This is a genomic window from Burkholderia sp. BCC0405 (assembly GCF_902833075.1).
Classification (GTDB): Bacteria; Pseudomonadota; Gammaproteobacteria; order Burkholderiales; family Burkholderiaceae; genus Burkholderia.
Window position 1 is genome coordinate 10823 of sequence record NZ_CADFEO010000018.1, and the last position, 20619, is coordinate 31441.

Annotated in this window: 4 protein-coding genes; all 4 read left to right on the plus strand. The window is 75.1% G+C overall.

Features of this window, described 5'->3' with window-relative positions:
• On the plus strand, nucleotides 1-1223 hold a 1223-nt coding region (locus HWX36_RS26215; protein WP_175956059.1), incomplete at its 5' end, for a non-ribosomal peptide synthetase.
• 1 nt (nucleotide 1224) lies between these two features.
• Nucleotides 1225-8805: a non-ribosomal peptide synthetase gene (locus tag HWX36_RS26220; RefSeq protein ID WP_175956060.1), complete on the plus strand. Its 7581-nt coding sequence runs from the start codon at nucleotides 1225-1227 to the stop codon at nucleotides 8803-8805.
• Nucleotides 8802-19850 (plus strand): non-ribosomal peptide synthetase, encoded by an 11049-nt coding sequence (locus tag HWX36_RS26225; protein ID WP_175956061.1) that lies wholly within the window; start codon nucleotides 8802-8804, stop codon nucleotides 19848-19850. Before HWX36_RS26220 ends, HWX36_RS26225 begins: the two co-directional genes overlap by 4 nt.
• On the plus strand, nucleotides 19840-20619 hold the full coding sequence (locus HWX36_RS26230; protein WP_175956062.1) for an SDR family NAD(P)-dependent oxidoreductase: 780 nt from the start codon (nucleotides 19840-19842) through the stop codon (nucleotides 20617-20619). Before HWX36_RS26225 ends, HWX36_RS26230 begins: the two co-directional genes overlap by 11 nt.

Genomic DNA, 20619 nt, shown 5'->3' on the forward strand with positions numbered 1-20619 from the left:
CCTTCGAGACGAGCCGCGATCCGCTCGCGTTCGCCGATTTCCTGCGCGCGCAGCGCGTGTCCGTCCTCAGCCAGACGCCTTCGGCCTTCCGCCTGCTCGACCGGCAGCCCGGCTCGCTTCCCGCGCTGCGCCTGGTCGTGTTCGGCGGCGAAGCGCTCGACCCCGCCGCGCTGCGCGACTGGTTCGATCGCTACGGCGACGAGCGCCCTCGTCTCGTCAACATGTACGGCATCACCGAGACCACCGTCCACGTCACCGCGCGCACGCTGCGCCGCGCCGATGCCGACGCGCCGCTCAGCCCGATCGGCGCGCCGCTGGCCGATCTCTCGCTGCAGCTCCTCGATCGTCACGGCGAGCCCGTGCTCGACGGCGTCGCCGGCGAGATTCACGTTGGCGGCGCCGGCGTCGCGCGCGGCTATCTGAACCGCCCCGGGCTCACCGCCGCCCGCTTCCTCCCCGATCCGGACGGCGAGCCCGGCGCGCGGCGTTATCGCGCGGGCGACCTCGCGCGACGCCGCGCCGACGGCGAGATCGTCTATCTCGGCCGTGCCGACCAGCAGATCAAGATTCGCGGCTTCCGGATCGAACCGGGCGAGATCGAGGCCGCGCTGCGCGATCACCCGGACGTGCGCGATGCGGCCGTGGTCGCCGACGACGACGCGCACGGCCATGCGCGACTCGTCGCCTACGCAAGCGCCGCGAACGACGCACCCGACCCCGCCGCGCTGCGCGCGCACCTCGCCGCGCGCCTGCCGGCCCACATGATTCCCGCGCACGTCGTCGTCCTCGACGCGCTGCCGCTCACCGTCAACGGCAAGCTCGACCGCCGCGCGCTGCCCAGGCCCGAAGCCATGGCCGACGACGCCGGCCGCGAACCGCCCGCGACACCCACCGAGCGCCTGCTCGCCGACATCTGGGCCCGCGTCCTCGGCCGCGAACCCGCCCGGCACGACAGCTTCTTCGCGCTCGGCGGCGACAGCATCGCGTCGCTCAAGGCGCTGAACGCGGCGCGTCTCGCGACGGGCCTCGATCTGCCGCTGCAAGGGATGTTCACGCAGCCGACGCTGCACGCGCTCGCCGCGTGGATCGATGCGCTCGCGGCCGACGCGCGCGCAGCGGGTGCGGCGACGCCCACGCCGGTGCGCCGCGCGGCACGTGTCCGCGCACGGATTTCCGCCGGGCCGGACGGCTCGCACCTCACGACTCTCGACAAAGCCCTTTGACATGACGCAAACGAACCGCGATCCGCTCGACACGCACGACGTCTTCGTCTTTCCGCAATCGCGCGCGCAGCGGCGCCTGTGGATGCTGGCGCAACTCGACCCGGACTCGACCGCGTACGCGATCCCGCTCGCGCTGCGCATCGTCGGTGCGCTCGACGCCGGCGCGCTCGCGCGCAGCCTCGACGCGCTCGTGCGCCGCCACGAAATCCTGCGCACGAGTTACGGCGCGGTCGACGGCAAGCCGATGCAGTTCGTTCATCCGAACGCCCCTTTCGAGCTGGTGCGCGAACCGCTCGCGCGCGACGCGCTGCACGCGCGCCTCGCCGGCGAAGCGGCGACGCCGTTCGACCTGCGCCGCCCGCAGATGCTGCGCGCGGCGCTGTTCGCGCTCGCGCCGGACGAGCACGTGCTGTCGCTCGTGATCCATCACATCGCGTGCGACGGCTGGTCGCTCGACCGGATCGTCGGCGAGCTCGATGCGCAATACGCGTTCGAAACCGGCGTCGCGGCAAGCGCGCCCGATGCGCCTGAGCTCCAGTACGGCGACTACGCGGCCTGGGAAGCAGAAGCCGGCGACGCGTTGACCGCCGACGTCGATTTCTGGGCAAGCCGGCTCGCACCGCTCACGCCGTTGCCGTTCCCGCACGCGGCCGCACCGGCCGCGCGGCGTGCGGCGCCGGGACGCACGACACAGCGCCCGCTCGCCGCGCTGCACGCCAGGCGTGTCGAGCAATATGCGCGCGAAGCGGACACGACGCCGTTCGTCGTGCTGCTCGCCGCGTTCGCCGCGCTGCTGCATCGCGCGAGCGACGCGACGCGGCTCGCGATCGGCACGCCGGTCGCGAACCGGCTGCGCCCGGAGTTCGAGCCGATGATCGGCTTCTTCGCGAATACGCTCGTACTCGACTTCGACGTGTCGGGCGAGCCCGATTTCGCGACGCTGGTCGCGCGCTGCCGCGGCGTCGTGCTGGAAGCGTTCGCGCATTCGCGCGCGCCGTTCGACGAGGTCGCGCGACGGCATGCGCGCGACGCGATCGACACGCCGCTGTTCCACGCGCTGTTCGCGCTGCAGAGCGCGCCGCTGCGCGCGCCGAAGCTCGGCGCGTTGTCGCTCGACGTCGTGCCCGTGTATCCGGCCGCCGCGAAGTTCGACCTGACGATGATGCTGGAGCCGCGCGCGGACGCGCTGCATGCGGCGCTCGAGCATCGCTGCGACGTGCTCGATGCGCCGACCGCCGACACCTGGCTCGCGAGTTTCGCCGACCTGCTCGACGCGGCGCTGCGCGACCCGCTCGCGCCGATCGCGCGGTTGCCGCTGCCGGGGCTCGCTGCGCCGCAACCGGCCACCGGCGCAACGGCACCCGCAAACACGGCCGACAGCCACGCCGACGCGCCCCCCACGCCACCGGCCACCCCGACCGAGCAGGCGCTCGCCGAGGTCTGGGCGCGCATCCTCGGCCGCGAGCCCGGCCGCGACGACAGCTTCTTCTCGCTCGGCGGCGACAGCCTGAGCGCGCTGCGCGCGATCGTCGAGGCGCGCGGCAAGGGGCTGCACCTGACGCCGGGCCAGATGCTCGGCGGCACCAGCCTGCGCGCGCTCGCGGCGGAACTGGATCGCGCGCCGCATGCCCACGCGCCGCTGGCCGCACCGCGCGCGGCTGGCGAGCCGCACGCGGATGCCCCACTGCCGCCGACGCCGATCGTCGCGTGGTTCGCGCAGCTCGGCCTTGCCGAGCCGAATCACTGGGCGCAGACGATCGTCGTCGAGACGACCCGCGCGATCGCGCCGGAGCCGCTGCGCGACGCCTTGCGGCAACTGGCCGCGCGGCACGCGGCGCTACGCCAGCGCGTGACGCTCGACGCGGGCCGCGCGAGCGTCGCGTTCGCGCCGGCGGACGGCGACGGGCCTGCCGCGCCGGCGCCGGAGCGCTTTCCGCTCGACGTCCGCACGGCCGCGAACGACGACGAGGCGCGCGCGCATATCGCGTCGCTCGCCGCGCGGCTCGACCTGCTGAACGGCCCGCTCGCGCGCGCCGCGCTGATCCACCGCGACGGCGCGCCCGCGCTGCTCGCGCTCGCCGTGCATCACGTCGCCGTCGACGCGTTCTCGTGGTCGGTGCTGCTGCACCAGCTCGCCGCGTCGCTCGCGGGCGACGCACCACCGCCCGCGCCGGCCGCGTTGCTCGCGGACTGGCATCGCGCGACGAGCGCCGCCGCGCTGGCGGCCGACCCCGCACCGTGGCTCGCGCTCGCCGAAGGCGGCTTCGCTGCGCTGCCGCTGCGCGCGCCGGCCCCGGGCCTCGAAGCCGACACGCGGGTCGACACGTGGCGGCTGTCGCCGCGACAGACCGCGCGCCTGCTCGACTCCGGCCCGGCCGGCCGCCGTTCGCGCACCCAGGCGATCCTGATCGCGTCGCTGTGCGCGGCGCTCGCACCCGCGCTTGACAGCGAGCGCGTCGCGCTCACGCTCGAACATCACGGCCGGGACGGCGAATTCGGCGTCGACACGTCGTCGCTCGTCGGCTGGTTCACCGCGCTCAGCCCGCTCGTGCTCGACGGCTGCCTGCGGGACGACGCGCCGCTCGACCTGCTCGCGCGCGCCGCCCACACGCTCGCCGCGCTCGCGCCGCGCCGCCACGAATACGGCCTCGTGCGCTGGCTCGGCGCGTCGCACGACGCGCGGCAGCGGCTCGACGCCGCCGGCCTGCCGGAGATCAGCTTCAACTTCCTCGGCGTGATCGGCCGCCCGGCGAACGGCACGTTCGCATTGCGCCCGGACCTGATCGCCGGCGAGCGCGGCGCCGCGAATCGCCGCAGCTTCACGCTCGACGTGGTCGCGAGCGTGATCGACGGCGAGCTGCGGATGGACTGGCGCTATGCGCCGCAGGTGCTCGATCCGCAGTGCGTGCACGACGCGGCGCAGCGCTGGATCGCGCGTCTCGACGCGCTGCTCGACGCGATCGCCGCCGCGCTGCAGCTCGCGGCCGACCATCCGCTCGCGCGCGTCGCGCAACGCGAGATGGACGAGCTTGCGCCCGAGGTCACCGACGCGGCGATGCTTGCAAGCCTCACGCCGCTGCAGGAAGGCATGCTGTTCGAGACGAGCGTTCACCGCGACTCGACCGCGTTCCACGAGCAGATCACGGCGGTCGTCGACGGCCCGCTCGACCTGCCGCGCTTCGCGGCCGCATGGCAGGCGATGCTCGCGCGGCACGACGCGCTGCGCGCGGGCTTCGTCGCGCGCGCGGGTGGCCGGCCGATCCAGTTCGTCGACGCGCAGCCGACGCTGCCCGTCGCGTGGCTCGACTGGTCCGACGCCGCCACGCCCGCCGAGCAGGACGCACGACTCGCGCAATGGCTGCGCGACGACGCCGCGCAGCCGTTCGACCTCGCGCGCCCGCCGCTGATGCGGCTGACGATCGCGACGCTCGGCCCGCAGCGGCATCGCTGGCTGTGGAGCTTCCATCACATCCTGCTCGACGGCTGGTCGATTCCGGTGTTCTTCCGCGAGCTGATCGCAATGTATACGGGGCGCGACGCGGCGCTGCCCGCGCCCCGCCGGTTCGCCGACCATCTCGCGTGGCTCGCGCTGCGCGCGCCGGGCGCGACGCCCGACGCGTGGCGCGCCCGCCTCGCGGGGCTCGCGCCCGCACGCCTCGCCGCGCCCGCGCGAGGGCCGGCACGCCAGGCGCGCCACGACATCGTGCTGACGCGCGAAGCGAGCGACGCGATCGAGCAGCTCGCGCGCGACGCAGGCGTGACGCCGAGCACCGTGTTCGACGCCGCGTGGGCGCTGCTGCTCGCGCGCAGCGGCGTCGGCGCCGACGTCGCGTTCGGCGTCACGCTGTCGGGCCGCTCGAGCGGCGCGCCGGGCGCCGACGCGATGATCGGCCTGTTCATCAACACGCTGCCGCTGCGCGTGACGCTCGCGCCGGCGCAGACCGTGCGTGCGCTGCTCGCCCGCGTGCAGCAGGCGCTCGCCGAGCTGCACGCGAGCGAGCACGAGCGCCTGTCCGACATCCTGCGCACGGCCGGCGCGGAAACGAACGAGCTGTTCGATACGCTCGTCGTGTTCGAGAACTATCCGGTCGAAGGCGACTTCGCCGCGCCCGACGGCCTCGTGTTCGCCCGGCCCGATTATCACGAGCACACAAACTACCCGGTCACGCTCGCGATCATTCCCGGCGAGCGCTTCGCGCTGCGGCTCGAATACGATGCGAACCGCTATCCGGACACGCAGGCGGCGGCGCTCGTCGAACGGCTCGCGCGGCTCGTCGAGCGGTTCGCCGCGACGCCCGGCGCGACGCTGGCCGAAATCGGCGACGAGCCGGCCGCGCGGTCCGGCGCCGCACCCGCCGGGGCCGATGGCGCCACGCACGACGCGCCGCTCGCGCACGCCCTGTTCGAGCGCACCGCCGCGCGCCGGCCCGACGCGCCCGCGCTGATCACGCCGACGGCCACGCTGACCTACGCGGCGCTCGCGCGCCGCGCCGACACGGTCGCCGCGCACCTGCGCCAGCTCGGTGCCGGACCGGAAACGGTCGTCGGGATGATGCTGCCGCGCGGCGCGAACGCGATCGCGGCGCTCCTTGGCATCCTGAAGGCGGGCGCCGCGTACCTGCCTCTCGATCCGCACTACCCCGCTGCGCGGGTCAGCTACATGCTGCGCGACGCCGGCGCGCGCTTCGTGATCGTCCCGGACGACGCAACGCCGCCCGACGCCGACGGCGTCGTCGCGCTGCGCGTCGCCGGCCTGCTCGAAGCAACCGGCGACGTGTCGGAAGCGGCCGCGCCGCCACCGCCGGCGTCGAGCCTCGCGTACGTGATCTACACGTCGGGCTCGACCGGCGAGCCGAAAGGCGTCGGCGTCACGCACGCGGGCATCGCGAACATGTGCCACGCGATGCACGCGGGGTTCGCGGTCGATCCGCACAGCCGGATCTTCCTGTTCCCGCCGCTCACGTTCGATGCCTCGGTCGCGGAGATCTTCACGGCGCTGTCGAGCGGCGCCGCGCTCGTGCTGCCGCCCGAAGGCGCGAAACAAAGCGGCACGTCGGACGCGCTGCTCGACGCCGCCCGCGCGGGGCGCGTCACGCACGTTACGTTGCCGCCGTCGCTCCTCGCGGCGCTCGACGACGCCGCGCTCGCGGGAGTCGGGACGATCGTCGCCGCCGGCGAGGCCGCGCCCGCCGGGCTGCTCGCGCGCTGGGCGCGCGGCCGGCGCGTCGTCAATGCATATGGGCCGAGCGAAGCGACCGTCTGCGCGAGCCTGCACGTATGCGACGCGCACGAGCCGCTGCCGCCGATCGGCGCAGGCATCGAAGGCGTGCGGACCGTCGTGCTCGACGAATGGCTCGGCGTGGCGCCGATCGGCGTCGCGGGCGAGATCTGCGTCGGCGGGCCCGCGCTCGCGCGCGGCTATCTCGGCCGCCCCGGGCTCACCGCCGCGAGCTTCGTGCCGGACCCGGCGTCGGCCGTGCCCGGCGCGCGCCTGTACCGGACCGGCGACCGCGGCGTCATGCTCGCCGACGGTTCGATCCGCTATCTCGGCCGCGCGGGCGGCCACGTGAAGCTGCGCGGCTACCGGATCGATCCGGACGGCATCGCGGGCGTACTGCTGCGCGATCCGGCGGTGCGCGAGGCGCTGGTCGACGTGACCGAAGCCGGGCGCCGCCCGGAGCTGACCGCGTTCGTGATTCCGCGCGACGCCGCCGAGTTCGACGCCGACGCGCTGCGCGCGCGGGCGGCGCATTCGCTCGCGCTGCACGAGGTGCCGGCGCGCTTCGTCGCCGTGACGGCGTGGCCGCTCACGTCGTCGGGCAAGATCGACCGCGCGGCGCTGCGCGATGCGCATGCCCCCGCTCCGCGCCCGGCCGACGACCCGGTGGCCGACGCGCCGCGCGACGACGTCGAGCGCTGGGTGCGCGACGCGTTCCGCCAGGTGCTCGGCGTACCCGATGCACGCGTCGACGACGATTACTTCGCGCTCGGCGGCGACTCGATCCTCGCGCTGCAGGTCGGCGTGACGCTGCTGCGGCACGGCATCAGGATCGGCGCGGGCGAGGTGCTGGAGCTGCGCACGCCGCGCGCGATCGCCGACCTCTGCCGCACGCGCGACGCGGCGCATGCGCCGGCGCGCGCGGCCGAGCCGGAACCCGACGCGGCCGACGTGCCGCTCGCGCCGATCCAGCGCTGGTTCCTCGAACGCGGCGCGGCCTGCATCGACGCGCCGCGACGCTTCACGATCGACGTGCGGCTCGCGCTCGCGGCGCCGCTCGAACCCGACGCGCTCGCCCGCGCGCTGGCCGCGCTCGCACTGCGTCACGACGCGCTGCGGCTGCGCGTCGAACGGGGCGCGGGCGGCTGGCGGCAACGCTATGCGCCGCGCGACGGCGCCGCGCTGCTGCCGCTCGCGATCGCGCCCGCCGCGCTCGCCGACGACACAGCGCTCGGCGCGTACGCGGCCGCGCTGCAGACGACGCTCGATCCGGTGCAGGGCCCCGTCGCGCATGCCGCGTACGTGCCGCAGGGCCCGAGCGGCGCGCCGGAGCTGATCGTCGTCGCCCATCATCTGGTGATGGACGTCGCGTCGTGGCGCATCCTGCTCGCCGATCTCGACGCATGCTATGGCGCCGCACGGCGCGGCGAACCGATGCCGGCCGCGCCGCGCTCGACGAGCTACCGCCGCTGGAACGACGCGCTCGCCGCGACCGCCGCCGCCCGCGAGACCGAGCGCGGCTTCTGGGAAGCGATGCTGGCCGCGACGTCGCGCGACGCCGCCGACACGCTCGGCGCACCTGGCCGCGTCGATGCGCTCGACACCGTACGGCTCGCGTTCGACGCCGAATTCACCGCCCGGCTGAACGGCCCGCTCAATCGCGTGCGCGACACCCGCACGCACGAGCTGTTGCTGGCCGCGCTCGCGCGCGCATGGCGCCGCTGGACCGACGGCGCCGCATTGCAGGTCGACGTCGAAGGCCACGGCCGGCAGGCGCCGGCCGGCATCGACGCCGACGTGTCGCAAACGGTCGGCTGGTTCACCTGCGTCTACCCGCTGCGCATCGAATCCGACGACGACTGGGACGCCGCGATCGCCCGCGCGAAGGCGCTGCTGCGCGCGGCGCCCGACGGCGGCATCGGCTTCGGCGTGCTGACGCGGCACGGCACGCTCGCCGATGCGCATCCGCGCGCGGTCAGTTGGAACTATCTCGGCACGGCCGCCGACGGCGACGCCGGCGCGCTGCCCGAACTTGGCGCGCGTATCGCGGCGGGCGGCCTGCCCGACGGCCGCGCGCCCGACGACCCGGTGCTGCATCCGCTCGCGATCGACGCGGCAATCGCGGCCGGCGCGCTGTCGATCCGCTTCGCGTACAGCGGCGCGCCGACCGGCGGCGCAGCCCCCGACGTCGAACGCCTCGCCGCGCTGACCGGCGACGCGCTGCGCGCGCTGTGCGCGCATCTCGCGGCGCAAGCCGCCACGGACCCTGACGCATCGCCTGCTTCGTCGCCGCTTCCGGGCGGCGAGCAGTTGCAGCCCGCCGAACTCGATGCCCTGCTTCTCGACCTCACGGATACAGAATGAGCCAAGCTCAGAACCGCCCCGCCGTTTCCGACCCGCGATCCGTTCCCGCCGTGGAGCGCATCATCGGGCTGTCGCCGCTGCAACGCGGCATGCTGTTCCACGCACTCGCGGCCCCCGACAGCCCCGCGTATCTCGAGCAGATCGTCTGCCGGCTCGACGGCGACGTCGATCCCGAGCGCTTCCGCACCGCGCTCGCGGCGCTCGTGCGCCGTCACGAGACGCTGCGCAGCGCATTCGTCACGCGCGGCCAGTCGGAGCCCCGGCAGGTCGTGTTCACCGATGCGACGGTGCCGCTGACCGTCGAGGACTGGCGCGAGCGCCCCGCCGCCGCACGCGCCGACGCGCTCGCCCGCTTCGCCGACGAACAGCGCCGGCAGGGCTTCCGGCTGAACCGTCCGCCGCTGATGCGCGTCGCGCTGATCCGCGACGACGACGCGCGCTGGACACTGGTCTGGACCCACCATCACGTGATCATCGACGGCTGGTCGCTGCCGCTCGTGCTGAAGGATTTCTTCGCGCTCTACGCACATCCGGCGCACGCGGCCCTGCCCGCCAGCGCCCGCTTCGCCGATTACGTCGACTGGCTCGGCGCGCAGGATCGCGCACGGGACGTCGACGCGTGGCGCACGCTGCTCGACGGCGCGAGCCTGCCGATGCCGCTCGGCGTCGATCGCGCGGCGCGGCCCGGCGAGGACGGCCGGCGCATGCGCGCGCTGCGTGCCGCGCTGCCCGCGGCGGACGTTGCGCGGCTCGCGGCGGCAGCACGTGTGACGGCCGGCACCGTGCTGATCGGCGCGTGCGCGCTCGTGCTGAGCCGCCTCGCGCGCGCCGGCGAAGCCGTGTTCGGGCTCGTGCTGTCGGGCCGCACCGCGCCCGTCGACGGCATCCAGCAGATGGTCGGGCTGCTCGCGAACACCGTGCCGTTCCGGGTCGCGGTGCCGGACGCACGCTGCGTCGCCGAGTGGCTCGCCGACGTGCAGCGCGGCCAGCATGGCCTGCTGCGGCTCGCGCACTGCGCGCTGCCCGACGTGCGCGACGCGGCCGGCGTCGCACCGGACCGGCCGCTGTTCGAATGCCTGGTCGCGGTCGACAACTTCCCGCTGCAGGACGCGCTCGAATCGGCCGACGTCGGCTTCCGGATCTCGGAGGTCCGGCAGGAAGAGCACACGCACCTGCCACTGACGCTGAGCTTCGCGCCGGGGCCGGACAGCATCGGCGTGAAGCTCGGCTTCGACGAGGCGCGCATCGACGCACACGCGGCTCAAGGCGTGCTCGACGCCGTGCTGCATGTCGTGCACGCGTTCGTCGAGGATGCGGCGGCGCCGCTGCGCGACGTCGGCCTGCGGCCGGAACGGCCGGCGGCGCCGTTGTTGCCGCCGGCCGCCGAACGCCAGGCGCCCGCTCCCGGCCTCGCGCAACGGTTTCTCGAGCTCGCCGCCGACGCCGGCGAGCGCATCGCCGTCACGCATCCGGGCGGCCGCGCATCCTACGCGCAGCTCGCCGCGCACGCCCGCGCGATCGCCGCGCGGCTGCGCGCGGCCGGCCTCGCGCGCGGCGATCGCGTGGCGCTGCTGCTCGAACGCGATGCGTCCGCCGTCGCCGCGATGCTCGGCGTGCTGCTCGCGGGCGGCTGCTACGTGCCGCTCGACAGCACGCATCCGGACGAACGGCTCGCGTACCTCGTCGCCGACAGCGGCGCGCGTCAACTGCTTGCCGTGCGTTCGACCGCCGCGCGTGCCCCGCAAGGCTGCGACCTGCTGCTGATCGACGACCTCGACAGCTGGCCGGCGCCGGCCGCCGACACCGCGTTCGAGCCGGTCGAGCGCGACCAGCCGGCCTACGTGATCTACACGTCGGGCTCGACCGGCCAGCCGAAAGGCGTGCTCGTGAGCCACGACAACGTGAGCCGCCTGTTCGCCGTGACGCGCGCGCACTTCGGCTTCGGCCCGCACGACACGTGGAGCTGCACGCATTCGTTCGCGTTCGACTTCTCCGTCTGGGAGCTGTGGGGCGCGCTGCTGCACGGCGGGCGCGTCGCGATCGCGTCGCGGGAGACCGCACGCGATCCGTACGCGCTGCTCGCGCTGCTCGACGCCGAGCGCGTGACGATGCTGAGCCAGACGCCGTCATCGTTCAGGATGCTCGACGCGGCCGACGCGCAGCTGCGGCTCGCGCTCGCGCTGCGCCACGTCGTGTTCGGCGGCGAGGCGCTCCATCCGCGCGACCTCGCCGGCTGGATCGCGCGGCGCGGCGACGCGACGCCGCGCCTGAACAACCTGTACGGGATCACCGAGATCACCGTGCACGCGACGCTGCGCACGATGCGCGTGCAGGACGTGGACGCCGACGCGTCGCCGATCGGCGAGCCGCTCGCGGACCTGACGATCCGCGTCGTCGACGCGTGCGGTCACGACGTGCCCGACGGCGCGACGGGCGAGATCCTGGTCGGCGGCGCGGGCGTCGCGCTCGGCTACCTGAACCGGCCCGAACTCACCGCGCAGCGCTTCACGGGCGTCGGCGCGGAGCGCGTCTACCATTCCGGCGATCTCGCGCGGCGCGACGCGCACGGCGAGCTCGTGTACGTCGGCCGCGGCGACGATGCGCTCAAGATCCGCGGCCACCGGATCGAGCCGAACGAAGTCCGCGCGGCGCTGCTCGCGCATCCGGGCGTCGCCGACGCATTCGTCGCGGCCGAGCGGGGCGAAGCGGCGGCACAGGACGCGCGCCTGTGCGCGTGGTTCGTCGCGCGCCCCGGCGTCCCGGTCGACGTCGACGCGCTGCGCCGCCATCTCGAAGCGCGGCTGCCCGCGCACGAAGTGCCGTCGTTCCTGATCGCGACGCCCGCGTTCGCGCTGACGTCGAACGGCAAGCTCGACCGGCACGCACTGCCCGCGCCGGCCCGCGCGGCGGACGCGCACATCGCACCGCGCAACGCCGACGAGGCAGCGCTCGCGGCCGTCTGGCGCGAAGCGCTCGGCGTCGACGCGGTCGGCGTGCGCGACGACTATTTCGCGCTCGGCGGCGATTCGATCCGCAGCATCCGCGTCGCCGGCCTCGCGCGCGAGCGCGGCTTCGAGATCGACATCGCGGACCTGTTCCGGCACCGGACGATCGAAGCGCTGCTGGCCGCGAAGCCGCGCGACGGGCAAGACGCGCCCGCGCCGCGCGACGGTGCGCCGTCCACCGCGCCGTTCTCGCTGATCCGCGACGACGAGCGCCGCCGCCTGCCGGCGGACGTCGAGGATGCGTATCCGCTCGCGCGCCTGCAGGCGGGCATGCTGCACCACGCCGAATCGGGCGACGAGCGGGACCTGTACTACGACGCGATGTGCTTCCACGTGCGGGCCCGCATCGACGTCGAGCGCGTTCCCGCCGCGCTCGACGCGCTCGCCGCCGCGCATCCGGTGCTGCGCACGCGCTTCCTGCTCGACGGCGTCGAGCGGCCGCTGCAGCTCGTCCATGCGCGCGCGACGCCGCGCTCGGACCTCGAGGACCTGAGCGCGCTCGACCCGCTCGAACGCGAACGCCGCTTCACCGGCCTGCTCGAGCGGCTGCGCGCCGAACGCTGCGATCCGCGGCAGCCGTCGCCGCTGCGCATCGTGCTGCAGGCGCTCGGCGGCGACGATTGGCAGATCGGCATCGCGTTCCATCACGCGATCCTCGACGGCTGGAGCCTCGCGCGGCTGCTCACCGATTTCGCGACGCTCGTCGGCGGCGGCGAGCTCGTCGCGCCGGCCACGCCGTATCGCGAATTCGTGCGGCTGGAGCAAGCCGCGCTCGACGATGCCGATACGCGCCGCTTCTGGACCGAACGGCTGGCCGGCGCGCCGTCGACCGCGCTGCCGCGCTGGCCGCACACGGCGCGCGATCCGCGGACGCGGCGCGCAGGCCGGCACGATCGCGCGCTGCCGGATTCGACCGTCGCCGCGCTGCGTGCGCATGCGGCGCGCAACGGGCTGCCGCTCAAGGCGCTGCTGCTCGCGATCCATCTGCAGGTGCTGTCGCTCGCGAGCGGCGCGCGCGACGTCGTGACGGGCCTCGTGTCGAACGGCCGCCCGGCGCAGGCCGACGGCGCGGCGATGGTCGGCCTGTTCCTCAACACGCTGCCGTTCCGGCTCGCCGTCGATGCGCGCGACTGGACGGCGCTCGCGCGCGCGGTCGCCGCCGCCGAAGCCGACGTGTTCGCGCATCGCCGCTATCCGATGGCCGCGATCGCGGGCCTGCGCGCGGCGGGCGACGGCGCGGCGCTGTTCGACACGTCGTTCAATTTCGTCGATTTCCATGCGTACGACGCGCTGCGGCGCGACGGCGCGCTGACCGTCCTCGAGGCGCGCAGCCACGAGGCGGTCGAGATTCCGTGCGCGACGACGTTTGCGGTCACGCGCACGAACGACGGCGCGCGCGGGATGACGGTGTCGCTGTCCTATGACCGCGATGCGTTCTCCGATGCGCAGATCGCGTGGCTCGCGGATTGCTACGTGCAGGCGGCCGGGCATTTCGCGGCGCGGCCGGACGATGCCGGCACGCGCTTCGCCGCGGCCGACGACGCCGCGCTGCGCGCGTCGCGCGGCGAGCCCGCCGACGTGCCGGCGGGCGACCTGCTCGCGCGCGTGCGCGCTGCCGCACACGCGCATCCGCGGCGCTGCGCGGTGCGCGGCGTAGCGGATGAACTCGACTTCGCCGCGCTCGACGCAGCGTCGGACGCGCTCGCCGCGCGCCTGATCGCGCGCGGCATCGGCGCGGACGCGGTCGTCGCGATCGCGCTCGCGCCGGGCGACGTGCGGCTCGCGGTCGCGCTCGTCGGCGTGTTGAAGGCGGGCGGCGCGTCTTGCCTGCTCGACGTCGGCCGCCTGCCGGCCGCGCGGCTGCAGATGACGCTCGACGATGCGCGACCCGTGCTCGTCGTCGCGACCGAAGCCACGGCCGCGCAGTTGCCGGCGCCGAGTGCCGACCTGCTGCTGCTCGACGACTTCCGCGCCGGCGCCGCGCAGGCCGGCGCCGCGCCGATCGCGCGCGACGTGCCCGACGCCGCGCTCGCGTACCTCGTCTTCACGTCGGGCTCGACCGGACGGCCGAAGCCGATCGCCGTGTCGCGCGGCGCGCTCGCGAACCACATGCACTGGATGGCACGCCGCTTCCCGCTCGACGCAACCGACGTCGTGCTGCAGAAAACGCCGGTGAGCTTCGACGCATCGGTGTGGGAATTCTGGGCGCCGCTCGTGAGCGGCGCGACGCTCGCACTCGCGCCCGCCGACGCGTCGCGCGACGTGAACGCGCTCGCCGACGCGGCCGAGCGCAGCGGCGCGACGGTCGTGCAGCTCGTGCCGAGCCTGCTCGACGTGATTCTCGACGATCCGGCCGCGCTCGCCCGTCTGCGGCGCGTGACGCGCGTGTTCGTCGGCGGCGAAGCGCTGCGCGGCGCGACGGCCGAGCGCTTCCGGCAGGCATGGCGCGCGCAGCTGATCAACCTGTACGGCCCGGCCGAGACGACCGTCGACGCGACGAGCTGCGTCGTCGTCGATCGCGACGGTGCAAACGACGTGCCGCCGTCGCTCGGCACGCCGATCGACAACGTCGACGTATTCATCCTCGACGCGCAAATGGAGCCCGTGCCGGCGGGCGTCGCGGGCGAGATCTGGATCGGCGGCGCGGGGCTCGCGCGCGGCTATCACGGCCGCCCCGGCGAAACCGCGCGGCGCTTCCTGCCCGACCCGCTGCCGGGCGCGGCCGGCGGCCGCCTGTACCGCACCGGCGACCTCGCGCGCCGCCTGCCCGACGGCCGGCTCGACTATCTCGGCCGCGGCGATCACCAGTTGAAGCTGCGCGGCTCGCGTGTCGAGCCGGGCGAAATCGAAAGCCTGCTCGCGACGCACCCCGCCGTGCGGCGCTGCGCGGTGCTGCCGCGCGCGATGCCGGACGGCAGCGTGCGGCTCGTCGCCTGGATCGAACGGCACGCCGGCGACGCCGGCGATACCGCGCCGGCCGACTACCGCGGCTTCCTCGGCGACCGGTTGCCCGCATCGCTCGTGCCGGGCGCGTTCGTCGAAACCGCCGACTGGCCGTTGCTGCCGAACGGCAAGACCGACCGCAACGGTTTTCCGTCCGTCGATCCGGCGGGCGATCCGGCCGGCCGCGCAGCGCCGTCGCGCGCGCCGGCGACGCCGGTCGAGCGGATGCTCGCCGACATCTGGCGCGAGCTGCTGCCCGGCCGCGCGGCGATCGGCGTCGACGACGACTTCCTCGCGCTCGGCGGCGACTCGATCGTCAGCCTGCAGGTGAGCGCGCGCGCCCGCCAGCGCGGCTGGCAGGTCTCGCCGCGCGACGTGTTCGAGCACCCGACGATCGCCGCGCTCGCGCGCATCGCGGTGCGGGTCGGCGCCGAGACCGGGGCCGCCGCGCAGCCCGGCCCGGTGCCGCTCACGCCCGCGCAGGCGCGCTTCTTCGCGCTGCGCCAGCCGGCGCCCGCGCACTGGAACCAGGCGCTGATGCTCGACGTGCCGGGAGAATTCACCGGCGACGCGGTGCGCGACGCGCTCGCCGCCGTCGTCGCCGCGCACGACGTGTTTCGCGTGCGCTTCACGGTCGGCGACGCCGGCGTCGCGCAGGAACTGCTGGCCGACACGGTTGCGCCGGACGCATGGTTCCACACCGCGCGCGTGCCGGCCGACGGCGCCGCCGCCGCGCTCGCCGCGCTGGCCCGCGACGCCCAGCGCAGCCTCGACCTCGCCGCGCCGCCGCTGTTCCGCGCGCTCCACGTGCGCGGCTTCGCGGACGGCTCCGCGCGCCTGCTGCTCGTGATGCACCACCTGATCGTCGACGGCGTGTCGTGGCGCGTGCTGACGAGCGACCTGCACGACGCGCTGCACGCGCGGCCCGTCGCCGCGCCCCCGTCCGGCTTCGTCGCCTGGGCGCGCGCGCAGGCGTCGATCGCGCTCGATGACGCCGAACGGCGCTACTGGCGCGAGGCCGCGCCGCGCGTCGCGCGCGCGGGCCGGCTCGCGCCGGCGGGTGCGGCACGCTACGCGGACCTGCGCACCGTCGAGCACGCGCTCGACGCGGACGCGACGACGCGCCTGCTGCAGCACGCCGCGACGCGGCTGCACGCCAGCGCGCAGGAACTCCTGCTCGCCGCGCTCGCGACGGCGCTCGCCGAAGCAGCCCGCACGAACAGCATCGGCGTGACGGTCGAGCACCACGGCCGCGGCGACGGCTCGGACGCGGCGCTCGTACGCGCGCTCGGCTGGTTCACGACGCTCTACCCGCTCGCCGTCGAGCAGCTCGACGCGCCGTCGCCGTTCGCGCGCCTGCGCGCGGCGAAGGACGCGCTGCGCGCGGTGCCCGCGCACGGCCGCGGCTACGGACGGCTGCGCGATGCGGCCCGGCCGGACGATCCGCTCGCGACGAGCGCGCTGCCCGACGTCTGCTTCAACTATCTCGGCCAGACCGACGGCGCGCTGCCCACCGCGTCGCGCATCCGGCTCGCCGACGAAGACTGCGGCCCGATCGCCGCCGACGACAACGATCGCGGCTTCGCGCTCGACGTGGTGTCGTTCGTCGCGAACGGCCGGCTCGTCGTGCGCTGGAACTACGACGCGCGGCGCTTCGACGACGACGCGGCGCGTGCCATGGCCAATCGCGCGCAGGCCGAGCTGCACGCGCTGCTCGCCGCGAGCGACGCGCGCCCGGCAGCGGCGCCGAGCGATTTCCCGCTCGCTCGCGTGCCCGCGGATGCGCTGCCGGCGCTGCTCGACGCCGAGCCGCCGGTCGTCGACATCTGGAGCCTGACGTCGACCCAGCAAGGGATGCTGTATCACGCGCGCGCCGCCGACGCGACGGCAGGCGTCTACCTGGAGCAGATCGTCGCGGCGGTCGACGGCGAGTGCGACCCGGCGCGCCTCGCTCGCGCGTGGTCGCACGTTTATGCGCGGCACGACGCGCTGCGCGTGAGCTTCGCGTGGCGCGATCTCGACGAGCCGGTGCAGCGCGTGCACGCGCCGCAGCCGCTCGCGCTCGACATCCGCGAGATCGGCGCGCATGACGATCCCGAGCAGGCCCTCGCCGCGTTCCTCGCCGAGGATCGCGCCCGCGGCGTCGATCTCGCGCGGCCGCCGCTGATGCGCATCACGCTGCTGCGCCGCGACGGCGCACCGTGGCGTCTCGTGTGGACCCATCATCACGCGCTGCTCGACGGCTGGTCGATGGCGATCCTGCTCGGCGAAGTCGCGCACTGCTATGCGGCGGACGCGGCCGGCCGCACGCCGTCGCTGCCCGCCGCGCCGTCGTATGGGCGCTTCGTCGCCGCACGGCTGCGCGCGCAGCAGGATCTGCGCGACGCCGAGGCATTCTGGCGCGCGACGCTCGGCCCGCGCCACACGCCGCTCGATCTCGGCCTGGCGCCCGCCGCCGGCTCGGCCGTCCACGCAACGCAGCCGGGCGCGGTGCGCCGCCGGCTGTCGTCGGGGATGACGGCTGCGCTGAACGCCGTCGCCGCGCGCGAGCGCGTGACGCTCAACACGGTGGTCGAGGGCGCGTATGCGCTGCTGCTGTCGCGGCTCGCGCGCACCCGCGACGTCACGTTCGGCGTCACGTTCGCCGGGCGCGGCGCCGACGTGCCCGACGTCGAGCGCATGGTCGGCGCGCTGATCTCTACGCTGCCCGTGCGCGTCGACTGCCGACCCGCGCTGCCCGTCGGCACGTTCCTGCGCCAGCTGTTCGCCGCGCAGTCGGCGGTGGCGCGACACGAGCACTGCAGCCTCGTCGACGTCCAGCGGTGGAGCGGCGCGAGCGCGCAGCAGCCGCTGTTCGACAGCGTGTTCGTCTACGAGAACTATCCGCTCGACCGCGAGGCGGGCGCGCACGCGGGCGGCCTGCGAATCGGCGCGATCGAAGCGAACGAGGCGTCGAACTATCCGCTGATGCTGTACGTGAAGCCGAACGCGGACGGCCTCGTCATCGATGCCGTGCACGACGCGGCGCGGCTACCCGCCGCGCGCGCGAACGCGCTGGTCGACGCGCTCGTCGAGCTGGCCGCCGGCATCGCGGATGGGCGCGGCGACACGATCGGCGCACTCGCCTCTCATGCGTCCGAAGTCGTGCCGGCCGCGGCTGCGCCGCTCGTCGACACCGACAAGCTGATCGACCTGTTCGCCGAGGCGCTCGACGCCGCGCCGGCCAGCGAGGTTCGCGGCCCGGACCGCACGGTCGCGCGCGCCGCGCTGTTCGTCGAGGCGGGCGCGCTCGCCGAGCGGCTCGCGGCGGCCGGCGCCGGTCCCGGCGCGACGGTCGCCGTCTGCCTGCCACGCGGAGTCGATCTGCTCGCCGCGCTCGTCGGCACGCTGCTCGCCGGCGCCGCCTATGTGCCGATCGACCCGCTGCTGCCCGCCGAGCGGCGCGCGATGATGCTCGCCGATGCGAAACCGGTCGCGATCGTCGCGCATCCGGATGGCGGCTTCGGAGCGGCGGGCGTGCCGGTCGTCGCGCCGGCGGGCGCCGCCGCCCCTTCCGCGAACGACATCGCGACTGCCGCCCGCGCCGCGCTTGCCCGCGCGCGACGCCTGCATCCGGACGCGCTCGCGTACACGATATTCACGTCGGGCAGCACCGGCCGCCCGAAAGGCGTCGACGTGCGCCGCGGCGGCCTCGTCAACCTGCTGCGCAGCTTCGCCGCGCGCTTCCCGCTCGGCGCGGACGACGTGCTGACGAGCGTGACGACGGTGTCGTTCGACATCGCGGCGCTGGAACTCTTCCTGCCGCTCGTGACCCGCGCGCACCTCGCGATCGCGTCCGCCGAAACGGCCGCGAACGGCGTTGCGCTCGCACGCGCGCTCGCCGACCAGCGGACCACCGTGCTGCAGGCGACCCCGCTCACGTGGCGCCTGCTGCTGTCCGCCGACTGGCGTCCGCAGCCGGGCTTCCATGCGTGGTGCGGCGGCGAGGCGCTGCCGGCCGATCTGGCCGGCGCGTTGCTCGCACGCGGCGTCGCGCTGCTGAACGTGTACGGGCCGACCGAGACGACGATCTGGTCGGCGGCTCAACCTGTCGCCGACGCGGCCGCCGCCGCGCGCATCGGCGGCGCGCTCGACGCGACGCGGCTGCGCGTCGTCGATGCGGACGGCCACGAAACGCCGCCCGGCGTGGTCGGCGAGCTGACGATCGCGGGCGCGGGCCTCGCGCAGGGCTATACGCGCGCGCCGGGCCGCACCGCGCGCAGCTTCCGCCCCGATCCGCTGTCGCCCGAACCCGGCGCGCGCCTGTATGCGACGGGCGACCTCGCGGTGCGCGGCGAAGACGGCACGCTGCTGCTGCTCGGCCGCGCGGACGACCAGGTGAAGATCAACGGCTACCGGATCGAGCTCGGCGACGTCGAAGCCCACCTGCGCGCGCTCGACAACGTCGCCGACGCGGCCGCGACGGTGCGGCGCGGGCTCGACGGCCGCGCGTGGGGGCTCGAGGCGCATCTGGTGCTGCGCGACCCGGCGCGGCCGTTCGACGACGCGCCGCTGCGCGACGCGCTCGCCCGCCGACTGCCCGCGTACATGGTCCCGCAGATGTTCGCGCTGCACGACGCGCTGCCGCGCACCGCGAACGGCAAGCTCGACCGCCGCGCGCTCGCGGCGGCCGCGGCCCCCGCGCGGCCGCACACCGCCGCCCCGGCGCGCCCGGCCGTCAACGCGCTCGAGGACATGGTGTGCGCGCTGTGGCGGCGCGTGTTCGACGACACATCGATCGCGCCCGACAGCGACTTCTTCGAACTCGGCGGCAATTCGCTGCTGCTCACCCGCATCCACGCGCGCGTGATCCAGCTGTTCGGTGTCGAGCCGCCGCTCGGCGACATGCTCGCGAGCCGCACCCCGGCCGACATGGCCGCGCTGATCGAGCGCCACGAAACGTCGCCGGGCGCGACGGCGAAAGTCGCGGCCGCATGGCTGCGGCTGCGCGACATGACGCCCGCCGAACGCGACGCGCTGCGCCGGAAGCAGACGCCGCCAGCGGCGGCGCAACCCGCAACCGACGTCATCAACGAGGAGATCGGCGATGCGAATTGAAGGAACCACGGCGCTCGTCACGGGCGCTGCCAGCGGCATCGGCAAGCGCTTCTGCGAGGCGCTGCTCGCGGCGGGCGCGGCGCGCGTGATCGCGCTCGACCATCATGCGCCCGGCCTGCGCGCGCTCGCCGACGCGCTTCACACGCGCCATGCCCCCGCGCGGCTGCGCACGATGGCGGTCGACGTCAGCCAGGAACGCGCGGTCGCGGCCGCGATGGCCGAGCTCGTCGACGCCGACGCAGTGCCCGACCTGCTCGTCAACAACGCAGGCGTGCTGCGCGACGGCCGGCTCGCGACGCTCGACGCGCACCGCTACGCGCGCAAGCTGCCGACCGCGCAGTGGGGCAGCGTGCTCGGCATCAATCTGACGGGGCCGTTCCTGCTCGCGCGCGAGTTCGTCGCGGCGCGGCTCGAAGCCGGCGCGACAAGCGACGGCCTGATCGTCAACATCTCGTCGGTCAGCAGCGCCGGCAACGCGGGACAGTCGAACTACGCGGCCGCGAAGGCGGGCCTCGACGCGCTGACCCGCACCTGGGCGCTCGAGCTTGCCGAGCACCGCGTGCGCGTCGCGGGCCTCGCGCCCGGCCTCACCGACACGCCGATGGCGGCCACGCTCGACGCCGCGACCCGCGCGCGGCTGATCGACGAGATGCCGCTCAAGCGGATGGTGTCGACCGACGAGATCTGGCTCGGGCTGCGTTTCATCATCGAATGCGACGCGTACGTCGGCCGCACGCTCGCGATCGACGGCGGCGCCGCGTTCGGCTGA

Excerpts from the sequence above, each read along its gene's own strand:
- HWX36_RS26220 (WP_175956060.1), top strand. The coding sequence starts at position 1,225 with ATGACGCAAACGAACCGCGATCCGCTCGACACGCACGACGTCTTCGTC.
- HWX36_RS26225 (WP_175956061.1), top strand. The coding sequence starts at position 8,802 with ATGAGCCAAGCTCAGAACCGCCCCGCCGTTTCCGACCCGCGATCCGTT.
- HWX36_RS26230 (WP_175956062.1), top strand. The coding sequence starts at position 19,840 with ATGCGAATTGAAGGAACCACGGCGCTCGTCACGGGCGCTGCCAGCGGC.